15 protein-coding genes and 1 riboswitch are annotated in these 20,255 nt (G+C 49.8%); of the genes, 9 read left to right on the top strand and 6 right to left on the bottom strand.

Translation table 11 applies throughout. From position 1 onward, the window contains the following. Positions 1–239 precede the first annotated feature (239 nt). Genes AC5JMP_RS26225 through AC5JMP_RS26215 form a run of 3 tightly spaced genes read left to right on the top strand, consistent with a single transcriptional unit; the run spans position 240 to position 4,247 of the window. Positions 240–1,298 (top strand): cyclic nucleotide-binding domain-containing protein, encoded by a 1,059-nt coding sequence (locus AC5JMP_RS26225; protein ID WP_495854451.1) that lies wholly within the window; start codon positions 240–242, stop codon positions 1,296–1,298. Positions 1,299–1,316: 18 nt separating this feature from the next. Beyond that, the gene (locus AC5JMP_RS26220; protein ID WP_495854450.1) at positions 1,317–1,928 is read left to right on the top strand and encodes a hypothetical protein; all 612 of its coding nucleotides are present in this window, start codon (positions 1,317–1,319) and stop codon (positions 1,926–1,928) included. A 39-nt stretch (positions 1,929–1,967) separates the two neighbouring features. Then, the gene (locus AC5JMP_RS26215) at positions 1,968–4,247 is read left to right on the top strand and encodes an NHLP family bacteriocin export ABC transporter peptidase/permease/ATPase subunit (RefSeq protein ID WP_495854449.1); all 2,280 of its coding nucleotides are present in this window, start codon (positions 1,968–1,970) and stop codon (positions 4,245–4,247) included. 93 nt (positions 4,248–4,340) lie between these two features. Here AC5JMP_RS26215 and AC5JMP_RS26210 read toward each other — a convergent pair whose 3' ends face one another. Beyond that, on the bottom strand, positions 4,341–4,628 hold the full coding sequence (locus tag AC5JMP_RS26210; RefSeq protein WP_495854448.1) for a hypothetical protein: 288 nt from the start codon (positions 4,626–4,628) through the stop codon (positions 4,341–4,343). Positions 4,629–5,122: 494 nt separating this feature from the next. On the opposite strand from AC5JMP_RS26210, the gene AC5JMP_RS26205 reads away from it, so the two are divergent. Next, positions 5,123–8,005 carry an NHLP bacteriocin export ABC transporter permease/ATPase subunit gene (locus AC5JMP_RS26205; protein ID WP_495854447.1) on the top strand — a complete coding sequence of 961 codons (2,883 nt, stop codon included), beginning with the start codon at positions 5,123–5,125 and terminating at the stop codon, positions 8,003–8,005. A 196-nt stretch (positions 8,006–8,201) separates the two neighbouring features. Beyond that, a complete protein-coding gene (locus AC5JMP_RS26200) occupies positions 8,202–9,431 on the top strand; it encodes an FIST signal transduction protein (protein WP_495854446.1) in 1,230 nt (409 codons plus the stop codon). 144 nt (positions 9,432–9,575) lie between these two features. Here AC5JMP_RS26200 and AC5JMP_RS26195 read toward each other — a convergent pair whose 3' ends face one another. Continuing rightward, the gene (locus AC5JMP_RS26195; RefSeq protein ID WP_495854445.1) at positions 9,576–10,457 is read right to left on the bottom strand and encodes a succinate--CoA ligase subunit alpha; all 882 of its coding nucleotides are present in this window, start codon (positions 10,455–10,457) and stop codon (positions 9,576–9,578) included. 86 nt (positions 10,458–10,543) lie between these two features. Then, positions 10,544–11,743 (bottom strand): ATP-grasp domain-containing protein, encoded by a 1,200-nt coding sequence (locus AC5JMP_RS26190; protein WP_495854444.1) that lies wholly within the window; start codon positions 11,741–11,743, stop codon positions 10,544–10,546. Between the two features lie 441 nt (positions 11,744–12,184). Then, positions 12,185–12,377: riboswitch (cyclic di-AMP (ydaO/yuaA leader) on the bottom strand. A 240-nt stretch (positions 12,378–12,617) separates the two neighbouring features. On the opposite strand from AC5JMP_RS26190, the gene ald reads away from it, so the two are divergent. Further along, positions 12,618–13,706: an alanine dehydrogenase gene (gene ald / locus AC5JMP_RS26185; RefSeq protein WP_495854443.1), complete on the top strand. Its 1,089-nt coding sequence runs from the start codon at positions 12,618–12,620 to the stop codon at positions 13,704–13,706. A 183-nt stretch (positions 13,707–13,889) separates the two neighbouring features. Continuing rightward, positions 13,890–14,084 (top strand): hypothetical protein, encoded by a 195-nt coding sequence (locus AC5JMP_RS26180; RefSeq protein WP_495854442.1) that lies wholly within the window; start codon positions 13,890–13,892, stop codon positions 14,082–14,084. A 106-nt stretch (positions 14,085–14,190) separates the two neighbouring features. On the opposite strand, the gene AC5JMP_RS26175 is transcribed toward AC5JMP_RS26180, so the two are convergent. Then, the gene (locus AC5JMP_RS26175; protein ID WP_495854441.1) at positions 14,191–16,008 is read right to left on the bottom strand and encodes an ABC transporter ATP-binding protein; all 1,818 of its coding nucleotides are present in this window, start codon (positions 16,006–16,008) and stop codon (positions 14,191–14,193) included. A 311-nt stretch (positions 16,009–16,319) separates the two neighbouring features. Between AC5JMP_RS26175 and AC5JMP_RS26170 the strand changes: the two genes are divergently transcribed. After that, positions 16,320–17,138 (top strand): TlyA family RNA methyltransferase, encoded by an 819-nt coding sequence (locus AC5JMP_RS26170; protein WP_495854440.1) that lies wholly within the window; start codon positions 16,320–16,322, stop codon positions 17,136–17,138. 87 nt (positions 17,139–17,225) lie between these two features. Here AC5JMP_RS26170 and AC5JMP_RS26165 read toward each other — a convergent pair whose 3' ends face one another. Continuing rightward, complete coding sequence (locus tag AC5JMP_RS26165; RefSeq protein WP_495854439.1) at positions 17,226–18,299, bottom strand: hypothetical protein; 1,074 nt, start codon at positions 18,297–18,299, stop codon at positions 17,226–17,228. Positions 18,300–18,500: 201 nt separating this feature from the next. On the opposite strand from AC5JMP_RS26165, the gene mnmA reads away from it, so the two are divergent. Continuing rightward, positions 18,501–19,556 (top strand): tRNA 2-thiouridine(34) synthase MnmA, encoded by a 1,056-nt coding sequence (gene mnmA / locus AC5JMP_RS26160; protein WP_495854438.1) that lies wholly within the window; start codon positions 18,501–18,503, stop codon positions 19,554–19,556. A 36-nt stretch (positions 19,557–19,592) separates the two neighbouring features. Here mnmA and pyrE read toward each other — a convergent pair whose 3' ends face one another. Beyond that, entirely contained in the window at positions 19,593–20,195 is a 603-nt protein-coding gene (gene pyrE, locus AC5JMP_RS26155; RefSeq protein ID WP_495854437.1) for an orotate phosphoribosyltransferase, read from the bottom strand. Positions 20,196–20,255 lie beyond the last annotated feature (60 nt).

Genomic DNA, 20,255 nt, shown 5'->3' with positions numbered 1-20,255 from the left:
AGAGGGGGTGTGATTCTAATCGATTAGAATCACACCCCCTCTCTCTTGCAGTCTTAAGAATTTTTGAATTCTCAGACTTTTGTGAAGTTAGCAATTTTTAGGCACAAATGTCACTGCTTGCTGATAGGGCTTCCTGAAGATTTACAGATGGTGAGGGTCAGGTGCTAATCTATAGCATTACCTGAAAAGCGTTTGTATTTAGTCTTCATAGCCCTACATCCACACATTAAGGGGATGCCATGACAGAAATTATACTGAGAGAGCTAAGCAGTAGTGACATTGATTGGATGGTTTCAGTAGGGAGTAAGTTAGAGGTTACGGCTGGCGATCGCCTCTTACAAGCCTGTGAGAATCTCAATGCTCTTTATTTAATTCTGGAAGGAGAATTTGCTCTGAACTCCCTTCAATCGGAGCATTCTCCTCCTTCAACACTTCCTCAAGTCTTTTACACAAGTGGTGATGTCATTGGAGCATTTCTTCTGCCGAGCGATCAGCTTTTACCTTTTGCTGTTACAGCTCTAGAAGATTCATGGGTATTAGCAATTGATAAACAGCTTTTAGCTGATAAATTGCATCAGGATGCAGGTTTTGGCGCTCGTTTTTATCGGGCGATTGCGATGCTTCTTTCCAGCAAACAATGGCAAATTACTGCTCGTCTACCTAAAGAGTCTATGCTTCAGTCGCATTTAGAGATGACCAAGAGCATGCTCTCAGTATTTGGTAGTCTACATGATAGTGATATGTGCTGGATGACCAGCGCTGGAAGGGTTAAGAGATTGAAAAAGGATGAAGTTTATATTCGAGAGGGGCAGCCTTTAGAAGCCCTGGATATCATTCTTCAAGGCAGCCTCTCCATGTTTATATATCAAGGCAAGCGCAATTCATTATCATTGGCATTTAACACCTCCCAGAATACTCAGCCTAGAAAGATTGCTGAAGCATTGTCTGGTGAAATTTTAGGCGTAACGGCATTTTTGGACATGACTCCAAATCTCTATATGTTGAAGGCAAGTCAAGAGACTTTGGTATTATCGATTCCCATCTCTGCTCTAATGCCGAGACTTCAGCAGGATATAGGCTTGGCTTCTCGGTTCTACCGGGCTCTGGCAAGTCTAACCGCGGAGCGGCTATTTCAGATTATTGATCAGCTACAGAAAAGCACTCGATATGAACCGGGGTGTAGCTTATGCGATAGCCAAGCTTACACAGGGGAGCTAGATATTGCTGATTTGCAGCAGCTTTCAATAGCTAGAGCTAGATTTAACTGGATGTTGCATCAACTCGGTGTAAAAGCTTGAAACTGAGGCGTGAAGACTATGGCAAGCGAACAAGAAAGCTTATTCCGAAAAGAGGCGCTAGAGCAGGTTTCTTCACCTGAGCAGCTTGACCAACTGATGCAGGTTGTTAATCTTAGAGACTGGTTGCCTTTGGCGTCTATCGGTTTTCTGGTAACTTTAGCGTTACTCTGGAGTGTTATAGGCCGTATCCCTATTTTCGTTGAATCTAAAGGTCTGTTGATTAAGAATAGGTCTGATTCTAGCCAGTTGACTAGCGTTAGCTACTTTCCTATAGTTGAGGGGAAACAGATTCAGGTTGGCGATCGCATTTTAATCATTCCTGAAACCAATAGCATCCAGGAATTTGGCGGTTTGGAGGCAACGGTCACTGAAGTGTCACCCTCTTCAGTCACTCAGGCATCGGCGCTGAAGCGAGTGGATGGTAACTTGGAGTTGGCAGAATTGGTTTACACTCCTGCCTCAATTGAGGTTTTAGCGCAGCTGAAACCCAATCCTGAGAATGTTACTGGCTATGAGTGGTCGATGTCTAAAGGTCCCAGCGAAAAGCTATCTGGCGGTACACCTGTTACTGCCAGGGTGACGCTGAGCGATCGTGCTCCCATCAGCTTCGTTTTTCCTTTTCTCAAGTAGCTTTCTGAATCTTCTAATCTAAAGTCTCTAAAGTTTTTTATGGTGAGATTGCTTCTAGATCACAGACAGCCACTAGAGTATGGACAAACGCTGCTGAAGCATTGGCAGAAATTGCGGAATCGAAAGCGCGATCGCGTCACAGCCCCAACGCTGCTTCAAATGGAGGCAGTGGAATGCGGCGCAGCGGCATTGGGAATTATCCTAGGCTATTATGGTCGCATTGTGCCCTTGGCGGAACTCCGTCAAGCTTGCGGCGTTTCACGGGACGGCAGTTCGGCTGCCAATGTTCTGACAGCCGCTAAAATGTATGGCTTAAATGCGAAGGGATTCAAGAAGGGATTGCCGAGCTTGATGGAGTTGCAGCCTCCTTACATTATCTTCTGGCAATTTGACCATTTTTTGGTGGTAGAAGGGTTTGACAAAGAGCAGGCGTATGTCAGCGATCCGGCAGTTGGACGGAGAAAAATTGCGCTAGAAGAATTCAATCAGGGTTACACCGGTATCGTCTTGCTGATGGAACCTGGCGTAAATTTTCAAAAGGGCGGTAAAAAAAAGAGCGTGATTGAGGCTTTGCAGAATCGCCTGCGAAGCTCGGCTGCGGCACTGGCATACTGCGTTGCGGCAGGGTTTCTACTGGTGATTCCCAATCTAGCTGTGCCGGTGTTTAGCCAGGTGTTTGTGGATAATGTGCTAATCAAACATCGTTTAGACTGGGTTCCTTACCTGCTGGTCGGAATGCTGCTAACGGTTTCATTGCAGGGTTTATTAACGGCGCTTCAGTTGCAGTATCTGCGCAAGCTCAAAATTAAGCTGTCGGTGGCAATGTCTAGCCAGTTTGTCTGGCATCTGCTGAAGCTGCCCGTAAGTTACTATGCCCAGCGCTATTCAGGAGAAATTAGTAGCCGTATTCGGATTAACGATCGCGTGGCTAGCGTCTTGACTGGGCAGCTCACCACAACGATGATTAGCGTTGTGCTGGTTGTTTTCTACGCGGCAATTATGCTGAGATACAATGCGCTGTTAACGCTAGTTGTGGTGGTGTTTGCGATCGCCAACGTTTTGGCATTGCAGTGGGTATCTAAGCGGCGGGTAGATGCCAATATTACCGTGGCGCAGAACTACGGTAAGGTGAACGGCGTGGCGATCGCGGGGCTGCAAAGCATCGAAACTCTGAAAGCTTCTGGATTAGAGTCAGACTTCTTTTCGCGTTGGGCAGGCTATTACACCAAAGCGACTAACGCGCAGCAGGCGCTAAACTTGGTTAACCAAAAGCTAAGCCTATTGCCTTCGCTAATTACCTCGCTGAGCACGGTGTTTTTGCTCAGCATTGGGGGTTGGCAAGTTATTCAGGGCAAGATGACGATTGGGATGCTGCTGGCTTTTCAACTCTTGACAGTGAGTTTTTTGGGGCCAGTTAATAACTTAGTGCGATTTGGCAGTACCCTTCAGGACTTGGAAGGCAATCTTCTCCGTTTGGATGATGTCTTGGACAATGTGACCGATCCAGCTCTGAAGGCGGAGCAAGATCGAGTAGAGCAAGCCCAAGCTCAACCTGAAAAATCCGAATGGTCTCTGATGCGCTCATCTTATAGGCTGCAAGGCTATATCGAGATGAAAGGTGTCACCTATGGCTACAGCCGGGTCACGCCCCCTTTAATTCAAGATTTCAGCCTCTCGATCAAACCCGGACAGCGTGTGGCATTGGTCGGGGGCAGCGGTTCGGGAAAATCGACCTTGGCGAAGATTGTTGCCGGACTTTATGAACCTTGGGAGGGAGAGGTTAACTTCGATGGCATGTCTAGACCTCAGATTCCGCGATCGGTTCTCACAAATTCTATTTCGGTAGTTGATCAAGATATTCTGCTGTTCGCAGACAGTATTCGAGCCAATCTCACCCTATGGGACTCCACTATCTCTGATCAGACTTTGGAAAAAGCCTGCCTGGATGCGGCAATTAATGATGTGATTCTTTCTATTCCAGGGGGCTATGATGCGCCGCTGATTGAAGGAGCGGCAAATTTGAGCGGCGGACAGCGTCAGCGTTTAGAGATTGCTAGAGCTTTGGTGAATGATCCGACGATTCTGATTATGGATGAAGCGACTAGCGCCCTAGATGCGGAAACTGAAAAAATTATCGATCGCAATCTGCGCCGACGGGGCTGCACCTGTTTGATTGTGGCACATCGACTCAGCACGATTCGAGACTGCGATGAAATTATTGTGTTGGAGCGCGGTAAGGTCGTACAGCGGGGAACGCATGAATCCCTGTGGCAGGAAAAAGGACATTACTCCAAGTTAATTATGAGCGAGGCGAGCTAGGACTTGAACAAAAATACCGCCTCGTACCCTCAGGCTGTTCGCCGAATGGGATAGAAGCGGTTTTTGACTTGGTTTAACTTAATCTGTCGTCAGCTAGTCAGGAGCGCTACCGGGATTAACGAAAGATTCTTTATCGAACGAACCTTCAGTTTGGTGCAGGAAGCCACCGTCTTCGCCACCTGAGATTTTAGACAGATCTTCTTGATTTAGCGAACCTTCAGTTTGGTGCAGGAAGCCACCGTCTTCGCCACCTGAGATTTTAGACAGATCTTCTTGATTTAGCGAACCTTCAGTTTGGTGCAGGAAGCCACCGTCTTCGCCACCTGAGACTTTAGTCAGGTCTTCTGGGCTGAGTTCTTCGCTTTCGTGTTGTACAGACATAATTACTCCAATCGATTGCTTGAATGTTAATTATTCAGGTCACTTGCATAGCAGAAGTTTACCTGACTCGCTTACCCTAAGAAATTTTTAGAGATCTTGGGATACCGTTAGAGCTGCCTTGGAAAACTAAAAATACAGGTCGTATTTGTTTGCCTTAAGACTGCCTATAGCCCTATTGTAGGATATTAAATTTTGAATGGAGGTGTAACGAGTTACACTCTCCTGCTTGGTGAGAGTATATGAAAAGTGATCGGCAGTAGAATGAGCAAGAATAGTTGATTGAAATCAAGATGATCTTTAAACACATGGCTTTGAGCCAATGATGATTCAGATTATGATTGCAAAAATTTACAAAACAAAACCTTTTTTGAGAATTTACAAAACAAAACTTTGAAGTTTTGAGGAAGATAATCGCTCATAGCTACTTTACAGATAAACTCAGCAGATAAATTCTGTCGTGATTTGCGTCCTGATGCCTCACCCGATGCTCCATTATGATCTCTAAGACGCTTCAAGGAAATTTGCCCCTGCTGCTGAGCGACTCTAGCTTGGTTTGGACAGTGCAATCTGGATCGATCGCCTTGTTTGCAATAGCCATTATTGATGATGCTCCAGAGGGCGAACGTCGGTATCTGTTTGATGTCAAACCTGGGGAAGCTCTATTTAGCGCTATATTGAGCCATTCAGAACATCACCTAGGCATTCTGGCAGTAGCTGTTGAACCCGCAGAACTCTGGGAGCAGTCGATCGCTACCGTCGGTCTGCCCACTCTGTTGCCGCTCGTAGAAACATGGGTTCATCAATTAGCACAGGTGAAAGGGCTACCGCATACTGTTTTTGCTAAGCCGACTCACTCCGATCGCTATGTTTCTTTAGTTAAAGATCAAGTCTTTCAGCCACCTAGAGATCAGGTGCTATGGATACAGTGCCAGCAGGGAACCGTGCAGTGGCTGGGATATGATTCGTTAACGCTGGTTCCTGAATCGGGTATCCTGCCGCTGGCAAGTGGAATGTGGGTGCAATCTACGGATAATGTTCAGCTTTTGGTGCAATCTACGACAGAAATAGATACGATCGACACTCTAGTTGCAGGATTAAATCATCTCCATAGTTATTTTCTGCGAGGGATTGAGTTAGTTACTACCCAGGAAACTCAGGCAGAATTTTCTAGGTTTCAAAAAAGACAGCAGCTTAATCGTCAGGTGACGCAAGATACGCTCAAAGATCTGGTGGCTCTGCTTCAGCCTAGACCCGCCAATCAGTTTGCAGAGGCGGATGAGCTACTGATGGTGGCTGGAGCCGTAGGCAAAGCCTTAGGGGTTGCCATCAAGCCAGCGATGGAGGCGGAAGATGCCAGTCGAATGCGTGATCCCTTGGAGGCGATCGCCCGATCTTCTCGGCTACGGCTGCGACGGGTTCTTCTCCGAGACAAGTGGTGGGAAAAGGATGGTAGCGCCATTATTGCCTATCGGCGTCAGGGCAAAAGCCCGGTTGCGCTTTTGCCGATCGCGGGTGATCACTATGTCATTTTTGATCCCCAGGCGGAAACGAATCATTCCTCTCAGCGGCGTTATCCGCGGGTGGATGCAGAGATTGCGTCAAGCTTGGAGCCGAGTGCCTACATCTTCTACCGCTCTTTTCCTGAATCGGTTCTACGAGCCTGGGATCTAGTGCGGTTCGCCTTTAAAGGACAGCTCAAGAATCTCATCATTCTGCTGAGCATGGGGATTGCCAGTACCCTAGCGGGAATGCTGGTGCCACTGGCAACAGGCATTTTAATTGACACGGCTCTACCAACAGGCAATCGTAATCTGCTGATCCAGATTGGATTAGGTTTGCTGTTCTTTGCGTTGGGTTCTGTCAGCTTAGAGTTGGTGCAGGGTTTAGCCACAATGCGGCTAGAAGCGGTTTCTGAAGCCTCAATGCAGGGGGCGGTTTGGGATCGGTTGCTCAAGCTGAAGCCGACTTTTTTTCGGGAATATACGATCGGCGATCTGGAGTCTCGCGTTTCAGGCATTGGTCAAATCCGCAGAAAGCTAACGGGTACCACCTTTCGCACCATTCTGACGGGCTTTTTTGCGCTGCTAAACTTTGGGCTGATGCTGATCTATAGCCCTAGTTTGGCGCTGGTGGCAGGCGTAGTGGCAGTGGTGGCGATCGCCTTTACTGCCACTTCTGGGGCGCTGCTGCTTCAGCAGACCCGTCCGCTTCTAGAGCTGCGGGGCGAAATTTATGGCTTGTTGGTGAAATTGATTGAGGCTGTGCCTAAACTGAGGAGCGCTGGGGCTGAGGAGCGTGCTTTTGCGACCTGGGGGCAAAAATACACGCGGCAGCTTCAGCTTGAGTTAAGCACTCAAAAGATTCAGGACGGCGTGGCAATTTTTAACACCGTGATGCCGGGATTGACGGCAACCCTGCTGTTTTGGGCGACGGTAATTGTGATTGGGCAGGCGCAGTCTGCGGGAGAGACAGGGCTTTCTACAGGGAGGTTTCTCGCCTTTAGCGCTGCCTTTGGGATTTTTATCAGTGGGGCTACCAGCCTCAGCAATGCTATTACTTCTGTGCTGGAAGTGGTGACCTTGTGGAAGCGATCGCAGCCTATCCTGGCTGCTGAGCCAGAGGTCGATCCCGACAAGGCTGATCCGGGTAGGCTGACCGGGCGAGTGAGGGTCGATCGTGTGACCTTCCGCTATCGAGACGATGGACCTCTGACTCTCGATCAAATCAGCTTTCATGCAGAGCCAGGAGAATTCATCGCGCTGGTAGGCCCTTCGGGCAGCGGTAAATCGACTCTGTTGCGATTGCTGCTAGGCTTCGATACTCCTAGCGACGGCAGTATCTATTACGATGGGCAAGATCTCTCAGGGTTGGATATTACGGCTGTGCGTAGACAGTTGGGGGTGGTGCTGCAAAATAGCCGCATTAATTCCGGCAGCATCTTTGCCAATATTTCTGCCAGCGCCTTACTGGCTGTCAGTGAAGCTTGGGAAGCAGCAGAGCGTGCGGGTTTTGCGGATGACGTGCGGGCAATGCCGATGGGTATGTATACGTTTGTCAGCGAGGGCGGCTCCAATATCTCTGGCGGTCAGCGGCAGCGGCTCATGATTGCGCGGGCTTTGGCGCTGAAGCCTCAGATTTTGCTATTCGACGAAGCCACGAGCGCGTTAGATAACCGGACGCAGGCGATCGTCACCGAAAGTTTGGATGCTCTGGGCGTGACGCGCATCGTGATTGCCCATCGCCTCAGCACCATTCGCCATGCCGATCGCATCTATGTGATTGAAGCAGGGCGGGTTGTGCAACAGGGATCGTTTGACGAACTGGCTCAGCAGGAAGGCTTATTTGCTCAGTTGATTGCTAGGCAGATGGCGACCTAGCCTCAGCAGCATTGCTGAATCTGGATACGAATTTTTTTGGAAAGGGGCGCTGAGGCAAGCTATAAGCGAAGCCATCAAGCAAAGTCTCTAGAAAAAGCTAATAATAGAGGCTATTAGGCCAATCAAATCTTGTCTATCCTGATATCGAGACTCGTCAAGGAAAATGATGATGAAAGACCCAACGACTCATTCTTCAATGAAGTGGGCTAGTGCCATATCGACGCGTCCTTCGCTAGAAGCTGCCGTCAAAGATGTGGCAGAGCAAGCCCAGCTTTGTTTGCAAGATACTGCGGATTTGGGGTTTGTTTTTATCTCATCTGCCTTTGCTAGCGAGTATTCTCGACTGCTGCCTCTCCTCAAAGAGCATCTCTCTGTTCCAGTTTTGCTCGGCTGTGGGGGCGGGGGCGTGATCGGCATGGATCACACTCAGCAAGTTCAAGAGATTGAGGGCGAAGCGGCGATTAGCCTGACTTTAGCTCGATTACCTGAAGTTGATATTCATACGTTTCACATTGATGCAGAGAACTTGCCCGATCTTGACGGCCCTCCAGACGCATGGGTAAGCCTGATGGGTGTATCCCCTCAAGACAATCCGCATTTTATTTTATTGGCTGCGCCGGGTTCCTCTGGCGTAAACGAGCTTTTACAGGGGCTAGATTTTGCCTATCCGGATGCGGCTAAAGTGGGAGGGTTGACAGATGTCAGCTCTTTTTCGGGCAGTAGCGGCCTGTTTGGCAGCGATCGCTACTACCGAGACGGCGTAGTTGGGGTGGCTTTGAGCGGCAATATTGTGCTGGAAACGATCGTGGCGCAGGGCTGCCGTCCGATTGGGCAAACCTATCGCGTTGTGGAAGGCGAACGCAATGTTTTGCTAAAGCTAGAAGAACAGGGAGAAGATCAAACTTCCTGCGGCTTAACCCGCACGCCTCTAGAAATTTTGCAGGGAATGTTTCAAGATTTGAGCGAGGCAGACCGAACCATTGCTCAGCGATCGCTGTTTGTCGGCATTGCTCAAAGCGCTTTCAAGCAGCAGCTTGAGCAGGGCGATTTCCTGATTCGTAATTTGCTGGGCGTTGATCCCCGCACAGGTGCAGTTGCGATTGGCGATCGCGTCCGTCCAGGACAACGAATTCAGTTTCATTTGCGGGATGCTGAAGCTTCAGCCACCGATCTGGAAATGCTGCTAAAGCGCTACCCCAAGAACGTTAACCCTTCACCTGTAGGCGCGCTCATGTTTGCCTGTATGGGCAGAGGTCAGGGGCTTTACGATCAGGCTAATTTTGACTCTGATTTGTTTAGCCAATATCTTCCCCATGTGCCGTTAAGCGGGTTTTTCTGCAATGGAGAGATTGGTCCTGTAGGCAACACAACATTTCTGCATGGCTACACCTCTGTCTTCGGCATCTGGCGACAATCTGCCTCTTAATATGGCTACGCTGAACAGCCTATCTAGCGTTCTGTAGCAACCGCCAAGGCGGTTAGGGCGGGGGGACATTTAGGGTGGGGCGCAAAGTGCCCCACCCTAAATGTTCTAAGCAAAATGTTCTAAGCAAACTGGCGACTGCTATATCTAGCGTTGGACAGCCCACATTGCCCGTTTAACCAAACTCGGAATCTGAGAAGGGCGATCGGCTAAGGGAATGTTGGCCTGTTGAAAAGCTGCAATCTTGCCTTCAGTAGAACCTGGGCTATTGTGCAGCTCGGCTAGCCGGGAAGCGCCAACGCTTGAAGGATTGGGCAGCCTATGCCCCGCAACATAGGCAACCACGGGCTTATCGATCGCTTCTGCAACATAATGAGCCGCTGTCTCTTCACCCTCGCATCCCATTTCGCCCACTAGGACAATCACCTCGGTCTGCTCATCCTCTTCCAAGATTTGCAGCCATTGCTGAAAAGAAGACCCCGAAATCCGATCGCCCCCGATTCCCACGGCGATCGATTGCCCTAGCCCTGCCTGAGTCAGTTCCCAAGCGACTTCGTACGCCAAAGCTCCACTACGGCTTATAACTCCCACGTGCCCTGGCATATAAAAAGCAGGCGGATGGGTTCCTAGCAGAATTTGTCCTGGAACAATGATGCCTGGACAATTTGCCCCGACCACCAAAGTCTCGGTAATCTCAGCTTTGCGCACCAAAGACACCATATCTAGGGGCGGCACCCCTTCTGTGATGATAACGAGCTGGCGAATTCCGGCAGCGATCGCTTCTAGCGCCGCGTCTAAGACCTCGTAAGGTTTCACCAAGAGAATAGCGGTTTCCACCAAACCTCTCTGCGCCAGCGCCTGACCGACCATATCAAACACAGGAATACCGCAGATCATCTGCCCACCCCGCCCCGCACTTATACCCGCAACAATTTGGGTTCCATAGGTTGTCATGATGGGCACATAAACAGAACTGAGAGGTTCTGCAATACCCATCACCATTACCCGACTGTTGAATGTGAAATCCATGGCTAACGTGTCTTACGATCGAGAAAAGGAGAGTCTGAGATATAGGCGGGCGTGAAGCAGAAGGTATTCAGCAAAACCCCTTAAAGCTAAGCTCTGAATCGAGAGCTAGAGGGATTGAGTTCCCTAATGGGTTGAGCCTTCGTCAAGGCGACTGCTTGGTCAATGGCTCCATCTAGCCGCTCAACTACCGAAATACCCATCGGCATAAGGAGTTCTTGAGCCTGATAGAACTGAGCACCTACTAATCGCAGAACAAACACAGGGGAAGGCTGCGAAGAGTACCGCCTGATGTGGTTAGCAAACGTTTCGGCGATTTGAAGGCAGGAAATTGAACTGCCCACGAGGTTAATCAGCACCACCTTCAGCGATTTGTCTTGAGCCATGAGCGACAGACTTTGCTCGAAATGCTCAGCGAACGAAAGCTGCGGCAAACAGTATCGATAGGCTTCCCCTAAATCAACAAAGCTTGCTGCCTTGCCTCCAGCCTGCTTCAACAAATCTAGAGTGGTCATTATCAGGCCAGCGCCCGCAGAAATTATGCCTATGCTTCCATTAGATTCCACTTGCTTAAATCGACAGGTCAATCTTGAGGAAACAGATGCCTGAGCCTGATAGGCTTGGTCACGGCTGTTGGCGACCATAGATGCCAGATCGTCTTGGCGACCCAAGGCTGCATCGTTTATGGTTACCCTGCCGTCTAGCGCCATTAATTCACCTTCTGCCGTTACAGCCAAAGGATTGATTTCTAATAGGTCTAAATCTTGACGTACAAATAGCTGATACATTTTCTCAATCACAGCACTGACCGATTGAATTAAAGCTCCTTTAAGCCCCATTTTCAGGGCTAGGCGGCGTGCATAAAAAGAAGAAAATTCTTGATCGACGATAACTCGCTGAATATGCTCTAGCTTTGGTTCAGCGTCAAGTCCTCCGTGCTGAGAACCCAGCAGCAGCGGACGACGAGTTGCGCTGTCAAGCACGATCGCCAGATAGAATTCTAAGTCAGTTTCGTACTTCGGTTCTGCCAACAAAACCTCTGGATATTGACCCATGATGGGCAGGTGAAAAATGGCTTGGGCAGATGCTATTGCGTCAATGGTGTTTTCCGCTAACCGAATTCCGCTGATTCTGCTGCGTCCTGCCTTGTGAATCTGAGATTTCAGAACAACAGGGTAGGGAATCTTCAGCTCTTTGACATCGGCAGGTCGGGCAATTCTTTGAGAGGGCAGTACAGGAATGCCCATCTGGCGGAACAGCTCTTTGGTTTGATACTCTAACAAGTCCATTTCACACGCTCTAACTAACGAGGACAGAAACTCCAGCACATTGACAGATGTCTCAATCTGTAAGGATGTAAAACTCGGCTCATGGCATTAGCCTTGAGCCACAACTTAATCACAGTACAAGCGTAGAAGTCTGAAGGTGACTTCCTTAAGAATGAATATTCGTAGGTCTAAAGCCGTCGAACATTTCACCTTTCCCCTTGAAGTCGTAACAATACCTGGTTGAAAACGAGAGCGCCTAAAAAGAGGCAATGCTCCGCAACCGGGTTAAATGCCGAACACCCTGACTCTATTACCAGATCTAAAGGTCATCTATTGTCTCCTCAAAGTCTAATGCGATCGCGTACAGCATTTGCCCTGCCGATTTGGATAGAATCAGAGAAACAAATGACCCACACAAGCCTGAGGATACCGAAGCAAACCAGTTAAAAAAATTCTGATTCTTCAGTCTCCTCTCAGTGCCGACGGAGTTAGCTGACGGGCTAGGGTTGAGAGGTACCCTTTTTCAGGTTTCTAAAAAAGCGAAGTCGAGTAGCTGAATTCAGCTAAAACCTACCTTATCTTTTCCAGTTCCTTGAGAATGCGCCCCAAGTTATGGTTCCTCCGCTTTGAACCTCTCTTTCAACTGCTTATGACTCAATCTGTCTCAGTAAGTCTGGACAAGTCGGTTGATGAAGCAGGTGGAGATACGAATTCAAATTAGGCTGACTTTTTGCATTGACATAGCCAAAATTACCACTGGATTGAGGGTTAGTCAACTGGTTAAGACTTAATTTTCTCTGAGCATTGCTTATGAATAACGATCTTGCTTACAGATTTAAGTTAAAGATATGAGGAGGGTTGGCTCTCAAATAATCCTGATCGACAGTGAGGTTTTATGAAAATTGGTGTGCCTAAAGAGACGAAAGATCAAGAATTTCGAGTAGGGCTGAGTCCAAGCAGCGTCAGGGGTTTGACCGATCGCAATCATGCTGTCTACGTACAAACTTCCGCCGGATTGGGTGCAGGTTTTACAGATGCAGACTATTTGCAAGCCGGAGCAAAAATTGTTGATGATGCCGCTACTGCCTGGGATCAAGAGCTAGTTGTAAAAGTCAAGGAACCCTTACCCGAAGAGTATCATTTCATTCAAAAGAATCAGCTGCTTTTTACCTATTTACACTTAGCGGCTAACCGTCCCCTGACTGAAGCTCTGATTGGCTCAGGGGTGACGGCGATCGCCTACGAGACGGTGGAGCTGCCAAACCGGAGTCTGCCATTGCTCACGCCTATGAGTATCATTGCTGGACGGCTGTCTGTGCAGTTTGGGGCACGCTATCTTGAACGCCAGCAAGGGGGACGAGGGGTGCTGTTGGGAGGAGTGCCAGGAGTACAGCCCGGTAAGGTGGTCATTTTGGGGGGTGGCATTGTGGGCACTGAGGCAGCAAAGATGGCGGTAGGACTAGGTGCCCAAGTGCAAATATTAGATGTCAATTTAGAGCGATTGGCTTACTTGGAAACTCTGTTTGGCTCTAGGGTGGAGCTGCTTTATAGCACTACGTCTCAGGTGGAAGCCGTTGTTCCGAGGGCTGATCTCTTGATAGGAGCGGTGCTGGTGCCGGGTCGCAGAGCGCCGATTTTGGTAGGGCGATCGCTCGTTGAGCAGATGCGTCCGGGGTCAGTGATTGTAGATGTGGCAGTTGATCAGGGGGGCTGTATTGAAACCTTGCGCCCGACTTCTCATACAAACCCAACCTATGTCGAGGCGGGGGTGGTTCACTATGGCGTTCCTAATATGCCGGGTTCTGTGCCTTGGACGGCAACCCAAGCCCTCAATAACAGCACCTTTCCCTACGTGCTGAAGCTGGCAGATAAAGGGCTAGATGCTTTGGCGATCGATCCGGCTTTGGCTGGAGGGCTAAATGTTCAGGCTCACAAGCTAATCCATCCCGCAGTGCGGGAGGTGTTTCCTGATTTAGCGGGCTGAGCCAATGAAACGGTCGGGCGAACTCAAATTGGGCAAACTCAAACTGGAATGTGACCCTTACTACATATTTTTTCGTTAAATACTGTATTTTTGGCTACAAATTTGGACAAAATTAGCGACAATGGGACTATATCCTCAAGCAGTTGCTTGAGTCCTTCGACGCTTAATCGTAGAGGTAATCCCATGGTAGAAGCTGTTTGTACAATTCCTGTGCCTCAGACTGTCCAAGAGTTAGAGCTGGCAATCCGTCGTTATAAAACCAGCGACATCAGTGGTGCTGAGCTTTTCTGTCAATGGCAAGCCATTCGTGATGCGGCTTTGGCTTTAAGAGCTAAAGAATCCTGGGATGACTCGGTGGCAGGTGAAGAGAGCTACTGAAGTTTTTGGGCAGTGTTGGTACTCATGTAATGAATACCAACACCAAATTTTGAAAGGGATATGTGATGTATCCCTTTCAAAATTAATTTACGTTCCCAGAAAATCTCTACACCAGCAATTCGCCTGTTTCTTGGAGCTTGTGTAGACGGTTGTAGATGCCGCCGTGGTTGAGCAATTCAGCGTGATTGCCCACTTCAAGAATTCGACCATTATCGAGAACGACAATTTTGTCGGCTTCCCGAACGGTGCTGAGACGGTGGGCGATGATGATCGTGGTGCGAGTACCCAAGATACTGCGCATGGCTAACTGGATCGATCGCTCCGATTCATAGTCCAAGCTAGAGGTAGCTTCGTCAAACACCAGCACATCTGGATTCATCAGCAAGGCGCGGGCAATGCCTAGCCGCTGCCGCTGTCCGCCTGAGAGGCGTACGCCCCGCTCCCCAACAACTGTTTTGTAGCTCTTGGGCAGCAGCCGCACAAACTCATCGACTCTGGCAATTTCGCAAGCTTCCTGGATCTCTGCCATCGACACGTGCGGGTTGCCGTAGGTGAGGTTCTCTAGCAGCGTGCCGTTAAACACGTCTACTTCTTGGTGAACGATCGCCAGTCGCTTACGATAGCCCGTCACATCTAGCGATCGAATATCCTGACCGTCAATCAGGATTTTGCCCTGTTGTGGGTCAAAGTAGCGGAACAGAAGCTTGACCAGAGTAGACTTACCGGAACCCGATCGCCCCACCAGCGCCACGGTTTGATTGGGTTCAATCAGCAGATTAATATCTTGCAGGACAAGCCGCTTCTCGTCGTAGCCAAAGCTAAGGCGATCGAAATGGACTTTGCCTGTGAACTGGTAGTTGCGAACGGCTTCTGGTGAACCATCCAGACTTGCCGCATCTTTGCCGCTGGGTAGCGCCAAAAACTCATGCAGGCTTTTCATGGAGGCATAGCGACGGGCAAACACTTCCGCAAGTTGGCTAATCGGCTCTAGCTCAGCATATGCCATGCTGGATACCGTCAGCGTCGTGACAAAATGACCCAGAGAAATCTGTCCCCGCACCGTTGCCCAGAGCGTCAGCGCCAACACTGAAAATACCGACGACTCGACGACTAGCCGCTGCCAAGAAGCCAGCTTGGTATATCCCAGATGAATTCGGTAGTTGAGAAACCTAAACTGCCGTTCGATTCGTTTCTGCTGGCGCTTCAGCTCATAGGCTTCTGTCGCAAAAGCTTTTACCGTTTTGATGTTGGTAATGATTTCGGAAGTATGGCTTTCGGTATTTTCTTCGTATTTATCGAGTCTCTCTTCTTTCTGAATTAAGTGGAGCAGGTTTTTGATCGTGAAGCTGAGGATGAAAACAAAGGAGAGCAGAAAAAGAACTGCAATTCGCCATTCGATTAACAGAATAATTACAAAAATTCCCAGCACTCGAAAGATTTTGGGAATCATTTGTCCGGCAACTTCTGGGTATGTCCAAGTGTGGTTAGACAATCCACGCGCCACTCGCCCAGCGATGCGTCCAGGGTTGTTTTCATCATAGAATTCCAGCGGCAGAGTCAAGATTTTAGAAATGGCTTCCACTGAGTGATCGCGCCTTGTCCTAAAGGAAATATCCCAGTGAAACCATCCTCCTAGCCAGGGCTGAAGGGGGGCGCGAACGACCGTCGCGACAAAAATAATGGCAAGCAATATCATCAGCTCAAAATTGCGATCGCCTGCTTGTCTCAGCCATTGAGCCATTTGATCAATCCACTGCTGCAAGAAGGCATCTAGCTGTTGCCCTGACAAGACATTGAGCAGTTGCCCGATCGCGTAGGGAACCGCTAGATCGATAATTTCAAAGGAGCTACTCGCCGCGATACTCCAGATGGAAAGCGACCAGTACGATCGGTAATATTGCAAAATATCTAAAAGTTTTTGCATGATACTTTTTCCTTGCCGTTGGCATGGGGTAGATACAGGGTGAATAGGTGGACAAGATGAATAGATGGCGATCGTAGAAGCGCTAATATCTGGATGCTTGATGAATAACCGCGTGCCGATATGGGGCTGCTGGATTTATTGCGGGCTTTACGTCAAAGACAGATAGATTAAGACAACAGGATTGAAAAGCGATACAGAAGATTATAACTACGTATTGTAATACTAATGTAGTATGTTTGGGCAAGCGCAAGATATGAGAATGGCGATAAATAGATTACTGTGAAGAAGCAAACTGGTTTTACAGCTTTCCCTTGACCAAACAACGCCTCGATATTCTCCTGGTTGAACGTCATCTCTGTGAGTCTCGCCAACAGGCTCAGCGGCTGATTCAGGCTGGCGAAGTGCGGGTGAATCAGCAGTTGATCGATAAGGTCGGCACAGAGGTAGATAGCTTAGCTGAGATTGAGGTGAAACAGCGATCGCCCTTTGTTTCTAGAGGCGGTGAAAAGCTGGCGAAAGCGCTGGTGGAGTTTCAGGTTAAGGTGAGCGATCGCATCTGTTTAGATGGCGGCATTTCTACGGGCGGCTTTACGGACTGCTTGCTTCAGGCAGGCGCAAAGCAAGTGTATGGCGTTGACGTGGGCTACGGACAGGTCGCCTGGAGTTTACGCCAAGATCCGCGTGTGATACTCCGCGAACGCACCAATATTCGCTACTTGAAACCAGAGGAACTTTACGAGCCTACTCATGCTTACCCAGATCTGGGCGTGGTAGATGTGTCGTTCATCTCTCTAGTGAAAGTTTTGCCTGCGCTGTGGAACTTGCTGCAAGCGCCGCGCGAAATCGTGCTGCTGGTCAAACCTCAGTTTGAGGTGGGTCGGGAAAAAGTTGGGAAGAAGGGCGTGGTGCGAGATGCGAAGGATCAGGCGGGGGCGATCGCTCAAGTCCTTGAATCTGCCCAAACGCTCGGCTGGGGCTATAGTGGTTTAACTTGGTCGCCTCTCGTAGGTCCGGCTGGCAATATTGAGTATTTGCTCTGGCTCCAGATGGATAGTTCTGCTCTGGCTCCAGATCTAGCAGCCCTTGAAGCGATTGCACAATGTGCTCGACAGAATCTTAAAGAGCAGTAAATGCTTCCAAAAAATAGGGTATTTGTGGCATACGCCACAAATACCCTGACTCAAACCTACTCGAAACCTAAGACTATCCGCGCCAAACTATCTGCGAACGTGTATTCTTGCATCCATGCCAAAATCTCGAAAATAACGATTCCAGCGGTTGGCGGCATCGCGATCGCCAAAGGGGCCGACTTGAACGTGAGGGCCTCTCGGTTGGCTGGTCTGCTGCACCAACTGGGCAATGCCAAAGCCATCCCCCAAGCGGATGACCTGATTACTGATAGCCTCTAGCTCTCCTTGCTTCCCTGGAATCACCACAAAATAAGCTCGCCCACCGCTGAAGCCTTCAGCAGATCCGGTTCGCGGTGAGTCAATCTGACTGCTGCGGGCGGCGCTATTGGTTGGATTCTCCTGGGGTCTGCGAGAACCATCGACGCTGCCGTTAGCCCCTGGCGGCAGAGGCGGCGGGCTGGGAAACTGATCTAGCGTTGGCTGCCCTCCATTAAAGTTCACTTCTCTGGGTACTGCTTGTGAAGGCAATAATTCGGGTGAGGGCAACAGTTCAGGCGGCGGCAGATCAGGAGATGCCATTCTGGGCGATCGCGCCTGAACAGAAGGTGAAGACAAAAGAGGCTGACTAGCATCGGGCAATCCGGCGTTGGGCAATTCGGCATTAGATAATCCCGTGGGCAAGGGCAAAATTTTTGCGCCAATCCCTCTAGATGCCAGCAGCTCCACTTGCCGCTCGGCGCGATCGGAGTCATCAAACGTAGCAACCTGAATCACGCGCTGTCCCTGATACTCTTGAACCGTTGCATCGGAGGCAACGCGCTGTACCTGACTCAGCAATCTAGAGCTGCCGCCATTGACAACCACCATGTAGCGGCGATCGGACATTTGCTGCTCTTGAGGTTGTGCCAGAGATCGATCGATCGAATCAGGCTGTGAAGGCAGGGCAGTTTGTCCAGGAGGTGGAGGCGGTAAACCCTGTACAACATCTTGAGCAATCAAAACGTTGGCTCCCTCACGAGTCAGGAGCGGCTCAGCCCCAACCCGCCCAGCCCCAAGCCCCTGCGCCAGCCCTGCCACAAATCCACTGCACAACAAGGTTGCTATGGATAGATGCCAAGCGGGGTGTCTATAGTTATTCGATCGCAAATATTTGTCAGTCATTGCACGCTATTCCCCTACATATGGGGGTCAACGGAAGTCCGTAACGCTAAATCTAAATGTTGGCTGCAAGTCTAGCACAGGAATTTAAATCCTGAACGCGATTATCCAAAATTGTGCTTTCCCCAATTGTTTAGCTGAGTGCTAGCGTAGAATTTGGAAGAACTGTACTTTTCCAGCTTCAAATTCTGGTTTTCAAGATTCATGAGTAAAGTCGTTGTCGGACTTTCGGGTGGGGTAGATAGCTCAGTAGCGGCTGCGGCTCTGCATCAGCAGGGCTATGAGGTGGTGGGGCTGACTTTATGGCTGATGAAGGGTAAAGGTCAGTGCTGCTCTGAAGGCATGGTGGATGCTGCTCAGCTTTGCGAGGAATTGGGCGTGCCTCATCATGTTGTGGATACGCGGGAGCTGTTTGAGAAAAATATTGTGGACTACTTGGTCAGCGGCTACGGGGCGGGCATTACGCCGTTGCCATGTTCACAGTGTAATAAAGCCGTTAAATTTTCTCCCATGCTTCAGTATGCGCAGCAGGAGTTAGGCATCGATCGCATTGCCACCGGGCACTATGCTCAGATTGCCTATGACCCCACTACCGATCGCCATCAGTTGCGACGGGCGATCGATCGCCACAAGGATCAAACCTACTTTCTCTACGACCTGAGTCAGGAGATTTTAGCGCATACGCTGTTTCCTTTGGGTGGTCAAACCAAAGCTGAGACCCGCCAACAGGCGGCGAAGTTTGGGTTGCACACTGCCGAAAAACCAGAGAGCCAGGATTTATGCCTGATTGAAGCGCATGGATCGATGCGGGAATTTTTAGAGAAATATTTGGCTCCGAAGCAGGGCGATATTGTCGATGCGACGGGAAAGATCTTGGGGCAGCATGATGGTATTCACAACTACACGATCGGACAGCGCAAAGGGCTGGGCATTGCCGCCGCGCAGCCGCTTTACGTGGTGGCGATCGATGCCGCCAAAAATCAGGTGATTGTGGGCGATCGCACAGTTGCCCAAGCTTCAGAGCTGACCGTGCAGCGCGTCAACTGGGTGTCTATTGCCGCTCCCGTCGCCCCCATTCGAGCGGAGGTGCAGATTCGCTATCGTTCAGAAGCGGTGCCCTGTGCGGTAATTCCGTTAGCGAACGATCGTGCCAAGATTGTCTTAGACGATCCGCAGATCAGCATTACGCCGGGACAGGCAGCCGTCTGGTATGACGGGGATATCCTACTGGGGGGCGGCATTATTGAAACTGAGGCGTAAGCGTCTCCATAGCTCAGCTGCTCACAACCTAGCCGCTCATAGCTCAGCCGATCGAGTTTGTAAGTCCGTAATAGAAAACACGGTCTGAAAGCGGATGCCCTGCTCGGCATACAGCTCTGCGCCCCCCTGATGACGATCGACCAGCGCAATAATTTCGTTAACCTGGTAGCCTGCCTGACGGAGTCGATCGACCGCCTTCAGAGCAGACTGTCCAGTTGTGACGACATCCTCTAAAACGACAACTGGCGTATCGGGCGGCAGCGTCAGTCCCTCAATGTAAGCCTGGGTGCCATGCCCTTTGGCTTCTTTGCGAACAATCAGCGGGACGATCGCCCTACCCTCATAGACCCCGACCACGCTGGTGGCTGTCACCATCGGATCGGCTCCCAGGGTCAGCCCCGCTACCGCCTGGGTTTCGGCAGACAGCATAGACAGCAGAATACGACCCACGGCAACTCCGCCTTGGGGATGCAGCGTCACCTGCTTGCTATTGATGTAATAGGCGCTGCGTTGCCCTGATGAGAGAACGAAATCCCCCTCTTTGTAAGCCACCTGACAAAACAAATCGAGCAGATACTGACGCAAAGACGGCAAATCGGTTTGAACAACGAAGGTTAATGATTCAAGTTGAGCTGACATTGGGCAATCTAGATAAAGAGAGTGAAAGAACGGCTGATGTATTAGATCAAAATCTGAGAA

Source organism: Drouetiella sp. (assembly GCF_059504425.1).
This window is presented reverse-complemented; position numbering and strand designations above follow the sequence as displayed.

What these genes read in the sequence shown, in the direction of transcription:
- mnmA (WP_495854438.1), top strand. Translation starts at nt 18,501, where the DNA reads ATGAGTAAAGTCGTTGTCGGACTTTCGGGTGGGGTAGATAGCTCAGTA.
- AC5JMP_RS26215 (WP_495854449.1), top strand. Translation starts at nt 1,968, where the DNA reads ATGGTGAGATTGCTTCTAGATCACAGACAGCCACTAGAGTATGGACAA.
- AC5JMP_RS26165 (WP_495854439.1), bottom strand. Translation starts at nt 18,299, where the DNA reads ATGACTGACAAATATTTGCGATCGAATAACTATAGACACCCCGCTTGG.
- pyrE (WP_495854437.1), bottom strand. Translation starts at nt 20,195, where the DNA reads ATGTCAGCTCAACTTGAATCATTAACCTTCGTTGTTCAAACCGATTTG.
- AC5JMP_RS26205 (WP_495854447.1), top strand. Translation starts at nt 5,123, where the DNA reads ATGATCTCTAAGACGCTTCAAGGAAATTTGCCCCTGCTGCTGAGCGAC.
- AC5JMP_RS26175 (WP_495854441.1), bottom strand. Translation starts at nt 16,008, where the DNA reads ATGCAAAAACTTTTAGATATTTTGCAATATTACCGATCGTACTGGTCG.
- AC5JMP_RS26210 (WP_495854448.1), bottom strand. Translation starts at nt 4,628, where the DNA reads ATGTCTGTACAACACGAAAGCGAAGAACTCAGCCCAGAAGACCTGACT.
- AC5JMP_RS26200 (WP_495854446.1), top strand. Translation starts at nt 8,202, where the DNA reads ATGAAGTGGGCTAGTGCCATATCGACGCGTCCTTCGCTAGAAGCTGCC.
- AC5JMP_RS26180 (WP_495854442.1), top strand. Translation starts at nt 13,890, where the DNA reads ATGGTAGAAGCTGTTTGTACAATTCCTGTGCCTCAGACTGTCCAAGAG.
- ald (WP_495854443.1), top strand. Translation starts at nt 12,618, where the DNA reads ATGAAAATTGGTGTGCCTAAAGAGACGAAAGATCAAGAATTTCGAGTA.
- AC5JMP_RS26220 (WP_495854450.1), top strand. Translation starts at nt 1,317, where the DNA reads ATGGCAAGCGAACAAGAAAGCTTATTCCGAAAAGAGGCGCTAGAGCAG.
- AC5JMP_RS26190 (WP_495854444.1), bottom strand. Translation starts at nt 11,743, where the DNA reads ATGGACTTGTTAGAGTATCAAACCAAAGAGCTGTTCCGCCAGATGGGC.
- AC5JMP_RS26225 (WP_495854451.1), top strand. Translation starts at nt 240, where the DNA reads ATGACAGAAATTATACTGAGAGAGCTAAGCAGTAGTGACATTGATTGG.
- AC5JMP_RS26195 (WP_495854445.1), bottom strand. Translation starts at nt 10,457, where the DNA reads ATGGATTTCACATTCAACAGTCGGGTAATGGTGATGGGTATTGCAGAA.